This is a genomic window from Microbulbifer sp. Q7 (assembly GCF_001639145.1).
In the GTDB taxonomy this organism is placed as follows: Bacteria; Pseudomonadota; Gammaproteobacteria; order Pseudomonadales; family Cellvibrionaceae; genus Microbulbifer.
The window spans coordinates 34,776-55,713 of record NZ_LROY01000001.1 but is presented as its reverse complement, the minus strand read 5'-3'; the positions used below and the strand labels follow the sequence as shown (position 1 = coordinate 55,713).

Sequence of the window (20,938 nt, the reverse complement as noted above, 5' to 3'; positions counted from 1 at the left end):
CGAAGCATTGCACAGACCGGAGTCGCCATGACCCCCAGCGAATACGCCCAGCTTACGTCTGCAGGTTACAACCGCATACCCCTAGTCCGCCGCGTACTGGCCGACATAGAAACCCCGCTCACCACCTACATGAAGCTCGCTGCCCGCGATGGTGGTCGCTACAGCTACCTGCTGGAATCCGTGCAGGGCGGTGAAAAATGGGGGCGCTACTCCATTATCGGCTTGCCGGCGCGCACCGTTCTCAAGGTGACCGGTCACGACGTGGTGGTCGAGCGCGATGGCAAAGTCGTCGAGCAGAAAACCGTTGCAGACCCGCTGGCCTTCGTCGAAGAGTTCCGCGGCCGCTACAAGGTGCCGGAAATCGAAGGCCTGCCGCGCTTTAACGGCGGCCTTGTGGGTTATTTCGGCTATGACGTAGTGCGCTATATTGAGCCCAAACTGGCCGACAGCTGCCCGCCGGATACCCTCGGTAACCCGGATATCCTGCTGATGGTCAGCGACGAGCTGGTGGTGTTCGACAATCTGGCCGGCGCGGTGCTGTTTATCGTGCACGCGGACCCGGAGCAGGAAAATGCCTTCGAAGGCGCCCAGCGTCGCCTCGACGAGCTGGTTGGTCAGTTGTCCCAGCCGCTCGCCAGCGTCGAACCCCTGGGTATCGACGGCGACCACACCGCGGAAGACACGTTTACCTCCCATTTCGGCGAAGAAGCCTTCAAGCAGGGCGTGCACAAGGTCAAGGATTACATTCTGGCCGGCGATGTCATGCAGGTGGTGCCTTCCCAGCGACTGTCGGCACCCTTCACGGTACCGCCACTGAACCTCTACCGGGCCTTGCGCAGCCTGAATCCGTCGCCATATATGTACTTCCTCGATCTGGGCGACCACCAGGTAGTGGGTTCCAGCCCGGAAATCCTGGTGCACCTGGAAGACGGCGATATGACCGTGCGCCCGATTGCCGGCACCCGCCGCCGCGGTGCCACCGAAGAGCAGGACCTGGCACTGGAGCAGGACCTGCTGGCGGACCCGAAAGAGATCGCCGAGCACCTGATGCTCATCGACCTGGGCCGCAACGACGTGGGCCGGGTTGCGCAGACCGGTAGCGTCAAGGTGACGGAAAAGATGGTGGTGGAGCGTTATTCCCACGTGATGCACATTGTCTCCAACGTGACCGGCAAAATTAAGCCGGAGCTGCACGCAATCGACGCCCTGCGCGCGGCGCATCCGGCGGGCACCCTCTCCGGTGCGCCCAAGATTCGCGCCATGGAAATCATTGATGAACTGGAGCCGGAAAAGCGCGGCGTCTACGGCGGTGCCGTGGGCTATCTGGCGTGGAACGGCAACATGGATACTGCCATCGCGATTCGCACTGCAGTGATCAAGGACGAAAAAGTTTACGTGCAGGCCGGTGCCGGCCTGGTGGCGGATTCTGATCCGCAATCCGAGTGGGATGAGACCATGAACAAAGCGCGGGCCCTGTTCCGCGCCGTGGCCATCGCCACCGGGCAATAACCCTATTGTTAGGAACCATTGGAAGAAGTAACCCGATGAGTAGCGAAATTTCGGTACAGCAGAAGCGCGGCTTTGCCGAGCAGTGTCGTCGCCTTGTGGAGGCACCTATTTTTAATCAGGTGATTATTGGCCTGATTATGGTGAATGCCGCCGTTGTTGGCCTGGAAACCTCCACCTGGGTGCTGGAGCGTTTCAGCAGCACCTTGTATGGCATCAACCAGCTGATCCTGCTGGCGTTTATGGTGGAAGCGGCGATCAAGATTACCGCCCATGGCAATCGCCCGTGGCGCTACTTCGCCAATGGCTGGAACTGCTTTGATTTCTCGATCATCGTGCTCAGCCTGATTCCGGCTGCGGGGCCCATGGCCACGCTGGCGCGCCTGGTGCGGGTACTGCGGGTCTTGCGATTGGTGTCGGCGTTCCCGGAATTGCGCTTACTGGTTGACACCCTGCTGCGCAGCCTGCCGAGCATGTTCCATATCAGTCTGCTGATGGGGATTATTTTTTACATTTACGGGGTGGCCGGGTACTTCCTGTTTCACGAAATTGACCCCACCCACTGGCGCACACTGCCCATCGCCCTGTTGAGTCTGTTCCGTATCGTCACCTTTGAGGACTGGACGGACATCATGTACACAGCGATGGAGTCCATGCCCTACAGCTGGATCTATTTCCTGAGCTTTGTGGTGATGGGCGCGTTTGTGATGATCAACCTGTTTATCGGGGTGGTGCTGAACAACCTGGAAGAGGCCAAGCTGCGCCGACTGGATGAGCTGGCAATGCCACCGAGCCAAACCGAAATCCTGCGCGAACTCCGCGCAACCCAGGACTCCCTCGCTCGCCTGCAGAAGCGGCTGGGTGATATGGGGAATGAGAAAGGGACTGAATCATGATCCTGATGATCGACAACTACGACTCCTTCACCTTCAACATCGTGCAGTATCTGGCGGAGTTGGGGGCGGAGGTTGTGGTGAAGCGCAACGATGAGATTTCCGTTGCTGATATCGAGAAGCTGAACCCGGAGAAAATCGTCATTTCACCGGGCCCGTGTACGCCGAACGAAGCGGGTATCTCCATGGAGACCATTCGCACTTATGCGGGCAAGCTGCCGATCCTTGGTATCTGCCTCGGCCACCAGAGTATTGGTCAGGTGTTCGGTGGCCGGGTGGTGCGTGCGGGGGAAGTGATGCACGGCAAAACCTCGCCGATCATTCACAACAATCTCGGTGTGTTTAACGGGCTGTCCAATCCGTTCGAGGCGACCCGTTACCATTCGCTGGTGGTGGAGAAGGGCAGTTTGCCGGATTGCCTGGAAGTTACTGCGTGGACCGAGACCGAAGACGGTGAGATCGACGAGATTATGGGTATCCGCCATCGTGAACTGCCGATCGAGGGGGTGCAGTTTCATCCGGAGTCGATTTTGACTCAGCATGGGCACGATATGTTGCGGAATTTTTTGGAGTCTTGAGGTATTGGTACGGCGCTCCGTAGATGGCTTGGTGGCGGCGCTGCTGCCGGTATCCGTTTGCGAGACACGCCGTGAACCCATCCATGGGGGCTCTTCTAAAACGTCCCTGTTTTAGAAGGTCTCGCAAACGGATACCGGCATCAGCACCTTAGCTTTGACCGCCGGATAATTTGCGAGCCTCAGGAACACATACTTAGGGGAGGGGAGAATAATGAATATCCAGCAGGCCATCGGAAAACTGGTCGAGGGTGAACATCTCACCCGCAAAGAGATGCGCAAGGCCATGGGCCAGATTATGCGCGGGGAAGCGGAAGACGCACAGATCGGCGGTTTCCTGGTGGCCCTGCGCATGGCCGGAGAATCGGTCGAAGAAATCACCGGCGCGGTGGAAGTCATGCGCGAGCTGGCTACCAAGGTCGAAATCGACCACACCAATGCCGTGGACATTGTGGGTACCGGCGGTGATGGTGCCAACCTGTTTAATGTGTCCAGCGCCTCCAGTTTTGTCGCCGCCGCCGCTGGTGCGCGAGTGGCCAAGCACGGTAACCGTTCGGTTTCGTCGTCCTCCGGCTCCGCCGATCTGCTGGAAAAAGCCGGTATCTATCTGCCGCTCACCCCGGAACAGGTCGCCCGCTGCATCGACGGCGTGGGGGTGGGCTTTATGTTTGCACCCAGCTATCACAGCGCCATGCGCCACGCCATCGGCCCGCGCAAGGCACTGGGCCTGCGCACCATTTTCAATCTGCTGGGGCCGCTCACTAACCCGGCGGGGGTAAAACGGCAGGTCATCGGGGTATTTGATTACCAGTATTGCCGGATGCTGGCGGAGGTGCTGCAGACCCTGGGCGCGGAACATGTGCTGGTGTTACACAGTGACGACGGCCTGGATGAGGTCAGCCTGGCGGCCGACACCCGCGGTTGGGAACTGAAGAGCGGCGATCTGAAAAAAGTCACGATTACCCCGGAAGATTTTGGTATCGAGCGCCAGAATCTGGACGGGTTGTGTGTTTCGGGTTCTGAAGATTCGCTGGCATTGATTCGCGATGCCCTCGGCAAACGGGAAACTCCCGCGGGTGACAAGGCAGCTGATATCATTGCGCTCAATGCCGGCATGGCCATCTACGTCAGTGGTGTGGCCGCAAGCCGGGCGGAAGGGGTGAGCATGGCGCAGGACGCCATCTACAGCGGCCTCGCCGGAGAAAAGATCAACGAGCTGGCCGCCTTTACCAGCGCATTCCGAGAGTGAAGTAATGAGTACCCCAACAATTCTGAAGACCATCGTCGCGCGCAAATGGGAAGAAGTGGCCGAGCGCAAGCAGCTGGTCAGTCAGGATGAGATGCAACAGCGCGCGCTCAAGCAGCCACCGTGCCGTGGTTTTGTGAAGGCCATCGAGGCCAAGCGCAACGCCGGCGAAGCGGCGGTCATCGCCGAAATCAAAAAGGCCTCCCCCAGCAAGGGGGTGATCCGCGAAGACTTCATTCCCGCTGAAATTGCCACCAGCTATGAAAAGGGCGGTGCCGCCTGTCTGTCGGTGCTGACCGATGTGGACTTTTTCCAGGGCGCCGATGAATACCTGCAGCAGGCGCGCAACGCGGTGCGCCTGCCGGTCATCCGCAAGGATTTTATTGTCGATCCGTATCAGGTGTACGAGGCGCGGGCCATCGGTGCCGACTGCATTCTGCTGATCGCCGCCTGCCTGGACGACGCGCAGTTGACGAGCCTGAATGATCTGGCGCTGGAGCTGGGGCTGGATGTGCTGGTGGAAGTGCATGATCGCGAGGAGCTGGAGCGGGCCCTGAAGTTGCCCAATCGCCTGATCGGCATCAACAACCGCAACCTGCACAACTTCGAGGTGCAGCTGGAAACCACATTCAAGCTACTGGACCTGATTCCCGACGATCGTATCGTGGTGACCGAAAGCGGTATCCATACCACGGATGACGTTGCGGCCATGCGTGGTCACAATGTGGATACCTTTCTGGTGGGGGAAGCCTTTATGCGTGACCCGGAGCCGGGTCGCCGTCTGATGGAGCTGTTCAACTAGGCCAGTTATTGGAAGGTAATAACGGAAGTACTGGAAAACCGGGCAATTTGCCCGGTTTTTTTATGCGCTGTGTTGTTCAGGCGGCGGTGGCCTTCGGGGCCGTTGACGGGACGAATGGTGGCCTGTGCGGGTTAAAACGCAAGGTGGTGAATTTCTGGTCAGGCTCGAAATGGTGTATTGTCACGTTAGTCACTTTCAGTGGGGCAGGTTGCTTTACTGTCGTGGCTGTCCTTGCGGGTAAGCCTGCGCATGGCGCAGGTGCCTGGCATCGGTACCAGAAATACACACCGGAGAATGAAATGCGTAAATCCCTGCTCGCGGTTGCCATTTTGGCTGTGGCTGCCTGTTCCGAGGCGCCCAAGCCCGACGCGAACCAGTCTGAAACGTCTGCCGCGGTTGAAAATACCCAGGCCGCGACGGATCTGAACACCGCCGCAGGGCAGGACAACCCGCTGTTGCAGCCGAGTCTCCTCCAGTATCAGGCGCCGGACTTCGGGAAGATCAAGGACAGCCACTTTGCGCCCGCGTTCGAGCAGGGTATGCGCGAGCATCTGCAGGAAATCGAGGCGATCGCCAGCAATCCTGAGCCGGCCAGCTTCAACAACACCGTTGTGGCGATGGAGCAGGCAGGTGCTCTGCTGACCCGGGTTTCCAGCGTCTTCTTCAACCTGGTTGGTAGTGATAGCAACGAAGCCCGCCGGGCGCTGCAAAGCCAGCTGGCGCCGAAACTGGCGGCGCACTCCGACAGCATCTACCTGAATGCCGACCTGTTTGCCCGCGTGGAGGCTCTGTACAAGCAGCGGGTTGCGCAAGAACTGGATGCGGAATCCGCGCGCCTGCTGGAAGAGTATTACGACAAGTTCGTAAAAGCCGGTGCCAAGCTGTCTGCGGAGCAGAAAGCCACCCTGCGGGCATTGAATGAAGAGCACTCCAAGCTCGCCACCCAGTTCAGCCAGAATCTGCTGAAGCTGAGTAAGGATATTGCGGTGATCGTCGATGACGAGCGTGAGCTGGATGGCCTGTCGGAAAGCCAGGTCAAGGCTGCCGCAGAGGCCGCCAACAGCGCCGGTCATGCAGGCAAGTACCTGATCAGCATCACCAATACCACCCGCCAGCCGATACTGGCCTCTTTGAATAACCGCGCGCTGCGTCAGCGCGTCTGGGAAGCCTCCGCGTACCGCGGAACCTCGGGCGAGCTGGATAACCGGCCGCTGGTCAAACGCCTGGTGCAGATTCGCGCGGAAAAAGCCGATCTGTTGGGTTACGGCAACTGGGCAGAGTACCGGTTGACCGGCACCATGGCGGAGAAACCGGAAAACGTCCTCAACATGCTCAGTTCCATGGTGCCGGCGGTGGTGAAAAACACCCAGGCCGAACAGGCTGATATTCAGGCCATGATTGAGCGCGAGGGCGGTGAGTTCGCGGTGCAACCCTGGGACTGGGCCTACTACGCGGAGAAAGTGCGCCAGGAAAAATACGACCTGAACGAAAGCGAGGTACGCGAATACTTCGAGTTCAACCTGGTGCTGAAAGATGGTCTGTTCTACACCATGAACCGCCTGTACGGCATCACCTTCAAGCCCCGCCCGGACCTGCCGGTATACCACCCGGATGTTCAGGCCTTCGAGCTGTTTGATCACGATGGTGAGAGTCTCGCGATTTTTTATGCCGATTATTTCGCGCGCGAGGGCAAGCGCGGTGGTGCCTGGATGAACTCTTTTGTCGGGCAGTCGCACCTGCTGGAGCAAAAGCCGGTGGTAGTGAATGTGATGAACATTCCCAAAGGCCCGGAAGGCGAGCCGACGCTGGTGAGCTTCGACCATGTCACCACCATGTTCCACGAGCTGGGACACGGCCTGCACGGCATGCTTTCGCAGGTTCACTACCCGAGCCTTGCGGGCACCGCCGTCTCGCGCGACTTTGTCGAGTTCCCGTCAACCTTCGAGGAAGACTGGGCGAGCCATCCGGAAGTGCTGGCAAATTACGCCTACCACTACAAGACCGGCGAGGCCATTCCCGAAGCGCTGCTGGCAAAAGTGCTGAAGGCGAAAAATTTCAATATGGGCTTCGATACCCTGGAATACATGTCTGCGGCATTGCTGGATATGGAGTGGCACTCCCTGCCGGCGGATGCGGAGCCGCAGGATGTCGAGCAGTTTGAAGCCAGGGCGCTGGCGAAGCATGGGGTGGACCTGGCCGCGGTGCCACCGCGTTACAAATCCACCTACTTTGCCCACTCCATTGGCGGCGGCTACTCGGCCAGCTACTACGCCTACATGTGGAGTGAAATCCTCGCTGCAGACGCCTTTGCCTACCTGCGCGATCGCGGCGGACTGACCCGGGAAAACGGCGCGCTGTATCGCAAGAATATCCTGGAGGTGGGCAACTCCCGCGCACCTATGGAGTCGTACGTCAAATTCCGCGGCAAGGAGCCGACCACCGACGCGCTGCTGATCCGCCGCGGTCTGCAGCCGGTTGCCGGTGGTCAGTAAGTGATCACCTGAAACATCGCGCAGGGGCGCCAGTCCCTCGCTACTGAAAAACCGGGCTTCGTGCCCGGTTTTTTTATGAGCGACCAGCCAGGCTCAGGGTAGAGCAAGTCTTGGGCGGTTTGCGGTAAATGCCGCGCCCCGTGCCCGATACGGGGCATTGGTGTTTGCGGAAACTTCTTTCCTGCCGTGCTTGGCGGGTTTCTGCCATAAATGGTAGCGGGCCTCTGCTAGCCGATCTGCACACGCCCGGTCGACCTGGGCCTTTCCCACGCTACAGCCAAATATTCAAGGAGGCTGCTAGTATGAGGGTGCGCGAGAATGAACGACCGGTTCTGCTTATTCGATTTATTCGATGAAGTATCGGTGTGAGCACCCCAGAGATGGCTCACAGTTGTATGGCAGTATTTTTGCATCACTGTCACTTCTCAGGTGGCCTCCGGCGCCTGAACAGAACTTTTCGCGGCCAATGCTGTATAAGTTCTAACCTGCGGGCTGATCGCCAACAGGGCCAAGCAAACAATAAATGAAGTTCCACAAGAACGAGAAATAAATGATGCGACGCAACCAATCTTCTAACCTTCGCCGTACCTGGTATTTGGGACCTGTACTGACAGCCTTATTCGCACTTGCCGGGTGTGGGGGACCCTCAGAGCCCGCTGCGGAGTCCAGCACCCCCGCAGTGAAGCTGGACCCAACCAGGCTTGCCGCAGACCAGACCCTGGTTCGGGGCGGTGGCTCGGAGCCGGAATCCCTGGATCCGCACAAAATTTCCGGGAACATAGAATCCGCGTTGCTGCGCGATCTGCTGGAGACGCTGGTTATTGCCGCACCAGACGGTGGGGTTCGCCCTGCGGTTGCGGAAAGCTGGCAGACAACCGACAACCAGACGTATATTTTCAACTTGCGCGAAGACGCCAAGTGGAGCAATGGTGACCCGGTCACCGCCCAGGATTTCGTCTACTCCTGGCGCCGACTGGTGGATCCGGCTACAGCCTCAAAATACGCCTGGTACCTCGCCGCCGGCAAAGTAGCGAATGCGCAAGATATTAGCGAGGGCAAGCAGCCTCCGGAAAACCTCGGTGTTGAGGCAGTGGATACGCATACCCTCAAGGTCTCCCTCGAAGTGCCGGTGCCTTACTTTGTCTCCATGCTGGTTCACTCCTCCACTTCACCGGTGCACAAAGACACGGTTGAGCAGTATGGCGATCAGTGGACCCGGGTTGGGAATTTCGTCGGCAACGGCGCCTTCAAACTGACCGAGTGGGTCGTAAATGAACGTATCGAGTATGTAAAGAATGATCTCTACTGGGATGCGGCCAACGTAAAACTGCAGAAAGTGCGCAACCTGCCGATCGCATCGCCCAATGCAGAATTGAAACGCTACGAAGCGGGTGAAATAGATTTTGCTTACTCGATTCCTATCGAACACATCAGCCGCCTGAAAAAAGAGCGTCCGGATGAAGTTAAAACCACGCCCTTTATCGGCACCTACTACTACGAGTTCAATAATACCAAGGCACCGTTTGACGACGCGCGTGTGCGCAAGGCATTGGCCTACGCCATCGACCGCGAAATCATGGCATACAAGGTCATGGGGCGTGGCGAGGAGCCTGCATTCCACCTGACACCTGCAGTGGTCAAGGGCTTCGATGCTCCGCCGACGGCCTGGAGCCAGAAGAGCCAGCAAGACCGCGCGGCCAAAGCCAGAGAGTTGCTCGCCGAAGCGGGCTACAACGCGCAGAACCCGCTCAAGTTCAGCATCCTCTACAACACCAACGACAACCACAAGAAAGTGGCGGTCGCGATTAGCGCGATGTGGAAACAGAATCTGCAGCACGTGGATGTCACTCTGGAAAACCAGGAGTGGAAAACCTACCTCTCCACCCGCGCCAATACCGATTTCGATATTGCCCGCGCCGGCTGGATTGGTGATTACAATGAGCCGTCCACCATGCTGAAGTTGCTGTTGACCGATGGCGGGAGCAACTATGCCAAGTACAGCAATCCCATGTACGACGCGCTGCTGGCGAAAAGTTCGCAAGAAATGGATATCACCAAGCGTGCGGAGTATTACGCCCAGGCCGAAGAAATTCTCGCTGAGGATATGCCGATCGCACCGATTTATCAGTATGTAATCCAGCATATGGTCAAACCCCACGTGGGCGGCTATGCCGCTGATCCGCTGGATAATTATTATTCCAAAGATATGTGGATCATCGAACATTAACCGTTAACCCGGCGCCTTACACGAGGCTCCGGGTAGTTTATACAAAGGTATGGAAGCGTTTCAGAACAAGTAAGTTGCTAACAAAACGATAAAAAGAAATTCTATATGCTGAGATTTATCGCCAAACGTGTGCTGGAAGCCATTCCCACACTGTTTATTCTGATCACGGTCTCCTTTTTCCTGATGCGCTTTGCGCCCGGTAACCCGTTTTCTGCCGAAATAACCATGACGCCGGAAGTCATGGCGAACATCGAGGCAAAATACGGCTTCGACAAGCCGGTCTACCAGCAGTATTTCAATTATCTCGGCAGCCTGTTACAGGGCGACCTGGGGCCATCCTTTAAATACAAAGATTACAGCGTGAATGAGCTGGTCGCCCAGGCCTTGCCGGTTTCGGTCAAGATTGGCCTTTTTGCGTTTATCGTTGCGGTCACCTGTGGTGTCTGTTTCGGTACTATAGCTGCGCTCCGGCAGAATACCTGGCTCGACTACACGATCATGACCAGTGCCATGGCGGGGGTGGTCATTCCCAGCTTCGTGCTGGCACCTTTGCTGGTGTTGATCTTCGCCATCTGGCTCGAATGGCTTCCCGCGGGCGGATGGCACAATGGCGCCGCACAGTATGTTGTGTTACCTGTGCTGGGGATGTCCCTTTACTACATCGCGTCGATCTCCCGCATCATGCGTGGCAGCATGATTGAAGTACTGAACTCCAACTTTATTCGCACTGCGAAGGCCAAGGGCCTCTCTATGCCCTATATCATTGTGCGCCATGCCCTGCGGCCAGCGATTCTTCCGGTGCTGTCTTATCTGGGCCCTGCGCTGGTGGGCATCATTACCGGCTCGGTAGTGATTGAAACCATTTTTGGTTTGCCCGGCATTGGCCAGTTGTTCGTCAATGGTGCCCTCAATCGCGACTACTCCATGGTATTGGGCCTGACCATCCTGGTCGGCGCGCTCACCATTACTTTCAATGCAATCATCGACATTCTGTATGCCGTGGTCGACCCCAAAATCCGCTACGCGTAACCTGAGGCCTGCCAGATGTTATCTACTACAGCCAATAGAGAAGCGGTTGAAAATCTTTCTACACAGCTGGAAGTGAAAGGTCGCAGTTTATGGGACGACGCCCGCCGTCGTTTTTTCAATAACCGCGCGGCACTGACCAGTCTGATCATTCTCGGCTTTGTCACGTTATTCGTATTTCTTGGCCCAGTGCTGAGCCAGTTTGCGTTTGATGAAGTGAACTGGGGTGCTATGCATGCGGCACCTTCGCTGGCCTCGGGCCACTATTTCGGCACCGACTCCCTCGGCCGTGACCTGTTTGTGCGTACCGCCATGGGTGGGCGTATCTCGCTGATGGTTGGGGTGATGGGCGCACTGGTGGCCGTCTTGATCGGCACTCTGTATGGCGCCACCGCCGGCTTTGTCGGCGGCCGCACCGACCGCTTTATGATGCGTACCCTGGAGATTCTCTACTCATTCCCGTTTATGTTTTTTGTCATCCTGCTGGTGACCTTCTTTGGCCGCAATATTCTGCTGATTTTTATCGCCATTGGTGCGGTGAGCTGGTTGGATATGGCGCGGATCGTGCGCGGCCAGACACTCAGTATTAAAAGCAAGGAGTTTGTCGAAGCGGCGACTGTCTACGGTGTTTCCAAATGGGCAATGATTACCCGGCACATCGTGCCCAACGTGTTGGGGATCGTAGTGGTGTATGCCACGCTGCTGGTGCCGCAGATGATCCTGTTCGAGTCTTTCCTCAGCTTTCTCGGGCTGGGTGTGCAGGAGCCGATGACTTCCTGGGGCTCACTGATGAACGAGGGTGCTCAAACCATGGAAATCGCGCTCTGGCAATTGATTGTGCCTGCGATTTTTATGGTCACCACCTTGTTCTGTTTCAATTTTATCGGCGACGGCCTGCGCGATGCGCTGGACCCGAAAGATCGCTAGAGAGGTGCCCATGAATTTACTCAACGTCAAAGATCTCCGGGTGGAGTTCACCACACCGGAGGGCGCCGTCACTGCCGTCAATGATTTGAACTTCTCCCTCGATGCAGGGGAAACACTCGGAATTGTCGGAGAGTCCGGTTCAGGAAAGACCCAGACCGTATTTGCCATGATGGGGCTTCTGGCCAAAAACGGCATCGTCAGTGGCAGTGCCATTTTTAAAGGTCGGGAGATACTGGGTTTGCCCGAGCGTGAACTCAACAAGATTCGCGCAGAAAAGATCGCAATGATCTTCCAGGACCCGATGACTTCTCTGAACCCTTACATGAAAGTTGGAAACCAATTAGCGGAGGTTCTGATCAAGCACAAGGGCATGAACAAACGAGAAGCTCTTGTTGAGGCCAGGCAGATGCTGGATGCGGTCAAGATTCCCGAAGCGCACAAACGTCTCAATATGTATCCCCACGAATTCTCCGGTGGCATGCGCCAGCGCGTCATGATCGCCATGGCATTGTTGTGTCGCCCCGAACTTTTAATTGCCGATGAACCTACCACGGCACTTGATGTTACCGTCCAGGCACAAATTCTCTCCCTGCTGAATGAGCTGAAACGGGATTTCAATACTGCCATCATCTTGATCACTCATGACTTGGGTGTGGTGGCCGGAGCCTGTGACAAGGTGCTGGTCATGTATGCAGGACGCACCATGGAATATGGTAGTGCCGACGATATTTTTTACCGTCCCAGCCATCCCTACAGTGAGGGCCTGCTGCAAGCCATCCCGAGGCTGGATGCGGAAGAGGGCGCCTTGCCCACCATTCCGGGCAATCCGCCCAACCTGCTGAATTTACCTGCCGGCTGCCCGTTTCAGGAACGCTGTCATCGCGTGCAGGAACGCTGCCGCCAAGAGGCACCCGTACTGACCGCCTTTGACACTACGCGCATGCGTGCCTGTCACGCCGACCCTGCCGCAATTCTGGAGGCCAGCTGATGCAAGATGCCGAAAAAGAAATGTTATTGGACGTCCAGTCCCTGAAAGTCCACTTCTCCATCAAACGGGAAAACGCCTGGCCTTGGACAAAACCGGTGAGCCTTAAAGCCGTGAACGGCGTTGACCTGAAACTGTTTGCCGGAGAGACACTCGGCATTGTCGGGGAGTCCGGCTGCGGGAAATCCACCCTTGCGCGGGCGATTATCGGACTCACCGAAGTGACCGATGGTCGTGTACTGTGGCTCGGTCAGGATCTTGCGGCGCTGGATGAAAAATCCATGCGTGCCACTCGCAAAAATATCCAGATGATTTTTCAGGACCCACTGGCCTCCTTGAATCCGCGTATGACGATCGGCGACATTATTGCGGAGCCTTTGCGTACCCTGCATCCAGACATTCCCAAAGCGGATGTCACGGAACGCGTGCAGGCAATGATGAAGAAGGTGGGGCTGCTACCCAACCTGGTCAATCGCTACCCGCACGAATTTTCCGGTGGACAGTGTCAGCGCATCGGTATTGCCCGTGCTCTGATACTCGAACCCAAACTGATCATCTGCGATGAGCCGGTGTCCGCACTGGACGTGTCGATACAGGCCCAGGTCGTCAACCTGCTAAAACAGTTGCAGCGGGAAATGAACCTGTCATTGATCTTTATTGCCCACGATTTGTCCGTGGTGAAGCATATTTCCGACCGTGTGATCGTGATGTACCTCGGCAATGCGGTAGAAGTAGGTACCAAAGACAAGCTGTTTGCGGCTCCCAGGCACCCATACACCCAGGCATTGATGTCCGCGGTGCCGATTCCGGACCCGAAAAAAGAAAAGAATAAGCAGATTCAATTGCTCGAGGGCGATCTGCCATCGCCGATTCACCCTCCCAGCGGGTGCGTGTTTCGCACCCGCTGTCCCCACGCTGCGGCAGAATGTGCCGAGCAGGTGCCGGTACTACAGGGTGTAGAGGAGCACCAAAGTGCCTGCTTGCGCAGCGCGGAGCTAGTGGTCCAGTTCTCCGCTTGAAGGTTGTCGCCAGCGAAGAACTGAAGTTGATCTCAGGGAGTGATAACCCGGTGCTTTTTGTGCGGGCATAAAAAAAACCGGGCGTCTTGCCCGGTTTTTTCTGTGGCGGGAGAGGCGGTTAGCGCGTCCCGTACACCACCATGGTCTTGCCCTTCACCGATACCAGGCCCTGTTCTTCCAGGGTCTTCAGTACGCGGCCGACCATTTCACGGGAGCAGCCTACGATGCGGCCGATCTCCTGGCGGGTGATCTTGATCTGCATACCTTCCGGGTGCGTCATCGCATCGGGCTCGTTGCACAGGTCCAGCAGGGTGCGGGCCACGCGGCCGGTCACGTCCAGGAACGCCAGGTCACCCACCTTGCGGGTGGTGTTGCGCAGGCGCACCGCCATCTGGGTGGCGAGGTTGAACAGGAATTCCGGGTGCTGGCGGGAGAGCTCCTGGAACTTGCTGTAGGAAATTTCCGCGACCTCACACTCGGTCTTGGTGCGCACCCAGGCGCTGCGGGTGTCTTGGTCGAACAGGCCCATTTCGCCGAAGAAGTCGCCATCGTTCAGGTAGGCAACGATCATTTCGCGGCCTTCGTCGTCTTCGATCAGTACGGTCACGGAGCCGCGCATGATGAAGTACAGGGACTCACAGCGGTCTCCGGCGTAGATGATGGTGCTTTTGGCCGGGTAGCGACGGCGGTGGCAGTGGGCGAGAAAGTCTTCAATGTTGCCAGTAGACAGGGTTTCTTCGGTAGCAACCGTCACGGATCTACTCCTTTTCTAGAATTTTTGTGCCTGATCCCGGTAAGCGGAGGATTATCCCGCTTATTACACGGGGCTGACAGGGGCAGTAGGCGGCAATCGTCCGCAATGTGATCTGGGCCACCCTTTGCCGAGAGGGCGTTGGTGGCCGCGGGTGTGCGGAATGTGATGTTGTTTATAACGGTTGTGCGAGGTCGATACAACCGCCGTGAGTGATGACTTACTATTCGATAATTGGCGGGTGATGTTGATCACAGTTTGATCGATTGCGGTGACTGCCGTGGAAGCGGTGGGGCATGCGCGTGCCGGTATGATAAGCTCGCGGCCCCATCTTATATGAGTAGGAGTCTTTCCATGGCGGCTGGTGTTATGCAGGGGCAGGTAACCTGGGTCAATGGCGTCACATTTGTCGGTGAGTCCGGCAGTGGCAATTCGGTGGTGATGGAAGGCGGGCAGAAGAACAATGGTATTCGCCCGATGGAGATGATCCTGCTCGGCGTTGGCGGCTGCGCGTCCTACGATGTGGTGGGCATATTGCAGAAATCCCGCCAGGATGTGGTCAGCTGCCATGTAGAACTCAAGGGTCACCGCCCTGACGCGGTACCGGCACCGTTCGAGAAAATCGAGATGGAGTTCGTGGTGCGCGGGCGGGATATCAAGGAGAAGCAGGTGGCCAAGGCGGTGGAACTGTCGGCAGAAAAGTACTGCTCGGCCTCGATTATGCTGGGCAAGGCCGGGGTGGAGATCGTTCACTCCTACCGGGTCGAGGAGGCCTGAGACCAGCCGGTTTCAGGCGAAAGAAAACCCCGGACCTCGCGAGAGGGCCGGGGTTTTGCATTTTGCGGGCAGCGTAACGACTGGTAGTCGACTTAGACCCGGTAACTTACCGAAGTCATGGCTTTCGACACCAGGGTCATCAGCCCTTTCACCGGCCCGGGGAAGCGCGCCCCGCCTGCATCCAGTGCGGCGTGCTGATGTTTGGCTTCATCCACCAGCATCTGCTCGACCACCGCGCGACTCTTTTCATCCTGCGCCGGCAGTTCCTGCAGGTGCCCCTCCAGGTGCTTGCACACCTGCTCTTCGGTGGCGGCAACGAAGCCCAGACTGACTTTGTCGCTGATCTTGCCGGCGGCGGCGCCAATGCCAAACGAGAGACCATACCAGAGGGGGTTGAGCACGCTCGGGCGACTGCCCAGCTCATCCAGCCGCTGCTCACACCAGGCGAGGTGGTCTATCTCCTCATCGGCGGCGTGTTCCATTTCCTGGCGAATCTCGGGCAACTTGGCGGTCAGCGCCTGGCCCTGATATAGGGCCTGGGCGCACACCTCACCGCTGTGATTTACCCGCATCAATCCCGCCGCGTGGCGACGCTCACTATCGGACAGTGCGGCTTCATCCACGGTCCTGGCGGGTGACGGCCGCTCGTGACAGGGGGAGCCGGGGCTCAGGGTGCGCAGGGCGCGGTCCGCCTGTAGTAGCAGGCGGTCGAGTCCGGTCAGTTGGCGATGATTATTCACAGTGTGCTCCTAAACGGCGGATTACGCTTGCTCGGATTCTTCCCGTTCGACCGCGCGGTAGCCGATGTCCTTGCGGAAGAAGGAACCTTCCCAGTAGATCTTGCGCGCACATTCGTAAGCATTGGCTTGGGCTTCCGCTACTGTGTCGCCCAGTGCGGTGGCGCAGAGCACGCGGCCGCCGCTGGTAACGACACGCTCGCCGTCGAGGGCGGTGCCGGCCTGGAACACCTTGGCATTCTCACTATCGGCCTTGTCGAGTCCGGAGATGGCGTCGCCCTTGCGGTAGCTGCCGGGGTAGCCGTGGGCGGCAAGTACCACGCCCAGCGCGGGGCGGGGATCCCATTCGGCAGTGACTTTGTCGAGGCGTTTTTCCACGGCGGCCATGCACAGCTCCACCAGATCGGATTGGAGGCGCATCATGATGGGCTGGGTTTCCGGGTCGCCGAAGCGGCAGTTGTATTCGATGACCTTGGGGGCACCCTCTTCGTTGATCATCAGGCCGGCGTACAGGAAGCCTGTGTAGGGCATGCCTTCACTGGCGAGACCCTGCACGGTGGGCTCGATGACTTCTTTCATCACCCGCTCGTAGACGTCGGGGGTGACCACCGGTGCCGGGGAGTAGGCGCCCATGCCGCCGGTATTGGGGCCGGTGTCGCCATCGCCGACCCGCTTGTGGTCCTGGCTGGTGGCCATGGGCAGGATGTGTTCGCCGTCGACCATGACGATGAAGCTGGCCTCTTCGCCGGTGAGGAATTCTTCGATCACTACGCGGCAGCCGGCGTCGCCAAAGGCGTTGCCACTGAGCATGTCGCGCACGGCCAGTTCGGCCTGTTCTACGGTTTCGGCGACGATGACGCCTTTACCGGCAGCGAGGCCGTCGGCTTTGACGACGATGGGCGCGCCTTTTTCCCGCAGGTAGGCGATGGCCGGTTCCACTTCGGTGAAGTTCTGGTAGTCGGCGGTGGGGATGGCGTGGCGCTCTAGGAAGTCTTTGGTGAAGGCTTTGGAGCCTTCGAGCTGGGCGGCGGCTTTCTCGGGGCCGAAGATGTTGTGGCCGCGGGCATTGAAGTAGTCGACGATGCCGTCTACCAGTGGGGCTTCGGGGCCGACGATGGTGAGGTCGATGCCTTTTTCTTCGACGAGGTCGGAGAGGGCGGAGAAGTTGTCGACGCCGATGTTGACGTTCTGGAGTTTGGGTTCGCGGGCGGTGCCGGCGTTACCGGGGGCGACGAAGACGGTGTCTACGGCGGGGTTTTGGGCGGCCTTCCAGGCCAGTGCGTGTTCGCGGCCACCAGAGCCGATTACCAGGATGTTCATTCTTGAGTTTCCCCGTGCCTGTGTTTTAGGTGGGCTAGTTTAGCATTCAGAAGTGCAAATCTGACTTCGAACCGGCATCGGAGTTTCAACGTACCTGGCCAGTCCGTGGCGGGGCTGCAACTGGTGGCCTTTCGCGAGACACGCCGTGAACCCATCCCTGGGGGCTCTGCACCGCCATCCATGGCGGTGAAGGTCTCGCGAAAGGCCACCAGTCACAGCCCCTTTGTATCTGACTCTGCGGGTTGTTTGCTGCAGAGTCATGACAGATCGCGTCAATCAGTGACGGAAGTGACGCATGCCGGTAAACACCATCGCCATACCGTGCTCGTCCGCCGCGGCGATGACTTCTTCATCGCGCATGGAGCCACCGGGCTGGATCACGGCGCTGATGCCTACCTTGGCGGCGTTGTCGATGCCGTCGCGGAAGGGGAAGAAGGCGTCGGAGGCCATGACCGCGCCCTTCACTTCGAGGCCGGCGTGTTCGGCCTTGATGGCGGCGATGCGGGCGGAGTTGACGCGGCTCATCTGGCCGGCGCCGACGCCGATGGTGCGGCCGTCTTTGGCGTAGATGATGGCGTTGGATTTAACCATCTTGGCGACTTTCCAGGCGAACAGCAGTTCGTCCAGTTGTTCGTCAGAGGGCTGTACCTTGGTGACCACCTTGAGGTCTTCCTTGGCAACCATGCCGTTGTCTTTTTCCTGAACCAGCAGGCCACCGGTGACGCGCTTGTAGTCGAAGGCGGCGGGGCGGGTGCTGTCCCATTCGCCGCATTCCAGCAGGCGTACGTTTTTCTTGGCGGAGACCGCCTGGGCGGCTTCGGCGCTGACTTTGGGGGCGATGATGACTTCGGAGAACTGCTTGTCGACGATCAGCTGGGCGGTTTCGGCGTCCAGTTCGCGGTTGAAGGCGATGATGCCGCCGAAGGCGGATTCCGGGTCGGTGGCGAAGGCCAGTTCGTAGGCGGTCTTGATGTCCGCCGCAACGGCGACGCCGCAGGGGTTGGCGTGCTTGACGATGACGCAGGCTGGCTCGTCGAACAGTTTGACGGTTTCCAGGGCGGCATCGGTGTCGGCGACGTTGTTGAAAGAGAGTTCCTTGCCCTGCAGCTGGGTGGCGGTGGAGACCGAGGCTTCCTCAGCGTCGGCTTCCACGTAGAACGCCGCTTTCTGGTGCGGGTTCTCTCCGTAGCGCATGTCCTGGGCTTTTTCGTACTGGACGTTGTAGGTGTTGGGGAACTCGCGGGCAACGTTGTCGGTATTACGGGCGCCGAAGTGGTTGGCGATCATGCCGTCGTACTGGGCGGTATGCTCGAATGCCTGCACCATCAGGTCGTAGCGGGTTGCGTAACCCAGCTGGCCGTCGTTGGCTTTCATTTCTTCGATCACGGTGTCGTAGCTGTGGGCATTGACCACGATGGCGACGTCTTTGTGATTCTTGGCGGCGGAGCGGACCATGGTGGGGCCGCCGATGTCGATATTTTCGATGGCGGTGGGCAGGTCGCAATTGGGGTCGGCGACGGTGGCCTTGAAGGGGTAAAGATTGACCACGACCATGTCGATGGGCTTGATGCCGTGTTCGTCCATGACTGCGTCGTCCTTACCGCGACGGCCAAGGATGCCGCCGTGTACTTTCGGGTGCAGGGTTTTGACGCGCCCGTCCATCATTTCCGGGAAGCCGGTGTAGTCGGAGACTTCCACCACCGGGATACCGGCCTCGCCCAGCTGGCGGTAGGTGCCGCCGGTGGAGAGAATCTCCACGCCCATGGAGGAGAGTTCGCGGGCAAATTCCACAATGCCGGTTTTGTCGGAAACGCTGATCAGCGCGCGGCGAATGGCCACCTTGTCAGTCATAGCTGTTGGTCCGTCGTAGTTTCTGAAAAGGGTAGTTGTTCACGAAGTCGCTAAGTCAGAATCGAAGCCAAACTGCTGGGTACGGAATTTCGAAACCGTCGGTGCCAGGGATGGCACCGACGGAGCTACATGGATGTATTTATGCGTTTTCGAAATTCCGTACCCAGTGGTTTGGCGCCACTGCACCGGATCTGGAGTGCGGAGCGGGCAAATTGCATCATTAGCAAATAGCGAGGGGGGATGAGCCTGGCTCATCCCCCCTCGTCGAATTTGTACCGCTCCGGCTTGTAACCGCCGGTAGCGGTTGGCCGCCTTACAGCAGGCCGTAGCGCTTGAGCTTCTTGCGCAGGGTACCCCGGTTGAGGCCCAGCAGCTGAGCTGCGCGGGTCTGGTTGTGGCGGGTGTGCTTCATCACCACTTCCAGCATCGGTGCTTCAATTTCGGACAGCACCATATCGTATACATCGGTCACCATCTGACCGTCGAGGTGACGGAAGTAGTTCTCCATCGCCTGCTCAACCGCATCGCGCAAGGCTTGCGGTTGTTGTAGTTGAGTCTGGCCCCCAGTGGACACCGCATCGCTGGTATCCGGAATTAGTGCTTCATTAGTCATGCCGCTTTTGCCCCTCTAGTTATTCGGCGTTCAAACCACTCACGAACGCTGGCATGTTGTGCTTCTGCGCTATCCAATTGGTTAAAGGTTTTGCGAAAGGACTCGCTTTCGGCGAGCGTCTTTACGTACCAACCCACATGTTTGCGGGCAATACGTACCCCCATAACCTCACCGTAGAAACGGTGTAACTCACCCAGGTGAGTGATCAAAATATCCCTAACTTCTTCCAGTGAGGGCTCCGGCAGCTGTTCCCCCGTAGCGAGGTAGTGGGCAATTTCCCGGAATATCCATGGACGTCCCTGAGCCGCACGGCCAATCATGACCGCTTTGGCGCCGGTGTAGTCCAACACCTTGCGGGCCTTTTCCGCGCCGGTAATGTCGCCGTTGGCAAAGACAGGAATCTTTACCGCGGACACAATCTCGGCAATGGTATCGAATTCGGCCTGACCGTGGTAGCCACAGGCGCGGGTGCGACCGTGGACTGCCAAGGCAGAAACTCCGAGATCCTCGGCCATTTTGGCCACCGTCACGCCATTGCGGGTATCCGGGCACCAGCCAGTGCGAATTTTCAGCGTCACTGGTACTGAGACGGATTGAACCACCGTTTCCAGAATGTCGGCGACCAGTTTTTCGTCGCGCAGCAGGGCGGAGCCCGCTGCCTTCTTGCACACCTTTTTTGCCGGGCAGCCCATATTGATGTCGATGATCTGGGCACCGCGCTCAACATTTGCGCGCGCGGCGTCGGCCATCATCTGCGGGTCACCACCGGCAATCTGTACCGAAATGGGGCCTGCCTCACCGGCGTGGTCCAGGCGCATACGAGATTTGCGGCTGTTCCACAGGCTGGTGTCGGAGGTGACCATCTCGGAAACCACGAGACCGGCGCCGAGTGCTCGGCACAGTTTGCGGAAGGGGCGATCGGTAACGCCGGCCATGGGCGCCAGAATGACTGGCGCACCAATGTCGTAGGGGCCGATGGCGAAGCTGCTTGGTAAATCCGTGGGCAACTCGGCCTCCCGCAGGTCTGGTCTCAATCGGTGTCAAAGAGCCGCCTATAATAGCGGCTGGTCGGCCGCTGGAAAAGCGAAAAAGCGCGCAAATTGTTCGATGGCTGGCCGTTTAGGGCGAAGTTTGTGCAATATTTTGTGGAAATTTGCGCCTTCGTCCGCTGGTGGGGCGGCGCGCCCGGGA

General features: G+C 58.3%; 18 protein-coding genes. 12 read left to right on the top strand and 6 right to left on the bottom strand.

Going from position 1 to position 20,938, the window contains the following annotated elements:
• The first annotated feature begins 27 nt into the window (after nucleotides 1-27).
• From trpE to oppF, 11 genes are all read left to right on the top strand, one after another.
• Nucleotides 28-1,509 (top strand): anthranilate synthase component I, encoded by a 1,482-nt coding sequence (trpE, locus tag AU182_RS00230; protein ID WP_066959235.1) that lies wholly within the window; start codon nucleotides 28-30, stop codon nucleotides 1,507-1,509.
• A 35-nt stretch (nucleotides 1,510-1,544) separates the two neighbouring features.
• Nucleotides 1,545-2,402, top strand: coding sequence for an ion transporter (locus AU182_RS00225; protein WP_066959234.1), 858 nt, complete (start codon nucleotides 1,545-1,547; stop codon nucleotides 2,400-2,402).
• The gene (locus AU182_RS00220) at nucleotides 2,399-2,977 is read left to right on the top strand and encodes an aminodeoxychorismate/anthranilate synthase component II (RefSeq protein WP_066959225.1); all 579 of its coding nucleotides are present in this window, start codon (nucleotides 2,399-2,401) and stop codon (nucleotides 2,975-2,977) included. Before AU182_RS00225 ends, AU182_RS00220 begins: the two co-directional genes overlap by 4 nt.
• Before the next feature lie 211 nt (nucleotides 2,978-3,188).
• Nucleotides 3,189-4,223: an anthranilate phosphoribosyltransferase gene (gene trpD, locus AU182_RS00215; protein ID WP_066959223.1), complete on the top strand. Its 1,035-nt coding sequence runs from the start codon at nucleotides 3,189-3,191 to the stop codon at nucleotides 4,221-4,223.
• A 4-nt stretch (nucleotides 4,224-4,227) separates the two neighbouring features.
• Nucleotides 4,228-5,022 carry an indole-3-glycerol phosphate synthase TrpC gene (gene trpC / locus AU182_RS00210; RefSeq protein WP_066959221.1) on the top strand — a complete coding sequence of 265 codons (795 nt, stop codon included), beginning with the start codon at nucleotides 4,228-4,230 and terminating at the stop codon, nucleotides 5,020-5,022.
• 299 nt (nucleotides 5,023-5,321) lie between these two features.
• Entirely contained in the window at nucleotides 5,322-7,514 is a 2,193-nt protein-coding gene (locus AU182_RS00205) for a M3 family metallopeptidase (RefSeq protein WP_066959219.1), read from the top strand.
• Between the two features lie 679 nt (nucleotides 7,515-8,193).
• A complete protein-coding gene (locus AU182_RS00200) occupies nucleotides 8,194-9,741 on the top strand; it encodes a peptide ABC transporter substrate-binding protein (RefSeq protein WP_066959217.1) in 1,548 nt (515 codons plus the stop codon).
• Nucleotides 9,742-9,846: 105 nt separating this feature from the next.
• A complete protein-coding gene (oppB, locus tag AU182_RS00195) occupies nucleotides 9,847-10,770 on the top strand; it encodes an oligopeptide ABC transporter permease OppB (protein ID WP_066959215.1) in 924 nt (307 codons plus the stop codon).
• A 15-nt stretch (nucleotides 10,771-10,785) separates the two neighbouring features.
• Complete coding sequence (gene oppC, locus AU182_RS00190; RefSeq protein ID WP_066959213.1) at nucleotides 10,786-11,694, top strand: oligopeptide ABC transporter permease OppC; 909 nt, start codon at nucleotides 10,786-10,788, stop codon at nucleotides 11,692-11,694.
• 10 nt (nucleotides 11,695-11,704) lie between these two features.
• Complete coding sequence (gene oppD / locus AU182_RS00185) at nucleotides 11,705-12,682, top strand: oligopeptide ABC transporter ATP-binding protein OppD (protein ID WP_066959211.1); 978 nt, start codon at nucleotides 11,705-11,707, stop codon at nucleotides 12,680-12,682.
• A complete protein-coding gene (gene oppF, locus AU182_RS00180) occupies nucleotides 12,682-13,698 on the top strand; it encodes a murein tripeptide/oligopeptide ABC transporter ATP binding protein OppF (RefSeq protein WP_066959209.1) in 1,017 nt (338 codons plus the stop codon). Before oppD ends, oppF begins: the two co-directional genes overlap by 1 nt.
• Before the next feature lie 118 nt (nucleotides 13,699-13,816).
• Here oppF and crp read toward each other — a convergent pair whose 3' ends face one another.
• Nucleotides 13,817-14,452, bottom strand: a complete 636-nt coding sequence (gene crp, locus AU182_RS00175) for a cAMP-activated global transcriptional regulator CRP (protein WP_066959206.1) — start codon at nucleotides 14,450-14,452, stop codon at nucleotides 13,817-13,819.
• Nucleotides 14,453-14,818: 366 nt separating this feature from the next.
• On the opposite strand from crp, the gene AU182_RS00170 reads away from it, so the two are divergent.
• Nucleotides 14,819-15,226: an OsmC family protein gene (locus AU182_RS00170; RefSeq protein WP_066961856.1), complete on the top strand. Its 408-nt coding sequence runs from the start codon at nucleotides 14,819-14,821 to the stop codon at nucleotides 15,224-15,226.
• 92 nt (nucleotides 15,227-15,318) lie between these two features.
• Here AU182_RS00170 and coq7 read toward each other — a convergent pair whose 3' ends face one another.
• The 5 genes from coq7 to dusB form a co-directional block, all read right to left on the bottom strand.
• Nucleotides 15,319-15,966 carry a 2-polyprenyl-3-methyl-6-methoxy-1,4-benzoquinone monooxygenase gene (coq7, locus tag AU182_RS00165; protein ID WP_066959202.1) on the bottom strand — a complete coding sequence of 216 codons (648 nt, stop codon included), beginning with the start codon at nucleotides 15,964-15,966 and terminating at the stop codon, nucleotides 15,319-15,321.
• Nucleotides 15,967-15,987: 21 nt separating this feature from the next.
• Nucleotides 15,988-17,283 (bottom strand): phosphoribosylamine--glycine ligase, encoded by a 1,296-nt coding sequence (gene purD / locus AU182_RS00160; protein ID WP_066959200.1) that lies wholly within the window; start codon nucleotides 17,281-17,283, stop codon nucleotides 15,988-15,990.
• Between the two features lie 276 nt (nucleotides 17,284-17,559).
• Nucleotides 17,560-19,134 (bottom strand): bifunctional phosphoribosylaminoimidazolecarboxamide formyltransferase/IMP cyclohydrolase, encoded by a 1,575-nt coding sequence (purH, locus tag AU182_RS00155; RefSeq protein ID WP_066959198.1) that lies wholly within the window; start codon nucleotides 19,132-19,134, stop codon nucleotides 17,560-17,562.
• A gap of 313 nt (nucleotides 19,135-19,447) precedes the next feature.
• Nucleotides 19,448-19,747, bottom strand: coding sequence for a DNA-binding transcriptional regulator Fis (gene fis / locus AU182_RS00150; protein ID WP_066959196.1), 300 nt, complete (start codon nucleotides 19,745-19,747; stop codon nucleotides 19,448-19,450).
• Complete coding sequence (dusB, locus tag AU182_RS00145) at nucleotides 19,744-20,754, bottom strand: tRNA dihydrouridine synthase DusB (RefSeq protein WP_082859105.1); 1,011 nt, start codon at nucleotides 20,752-20,754, stop codon at nucleotides 19,744-19,746. The genes fis and dusB overlap by 4 nt, the downstream gene beginning before the upstream one ends.
• Nucleotides 20,755-20,938 lie beyond the last annotated feature (184 nt).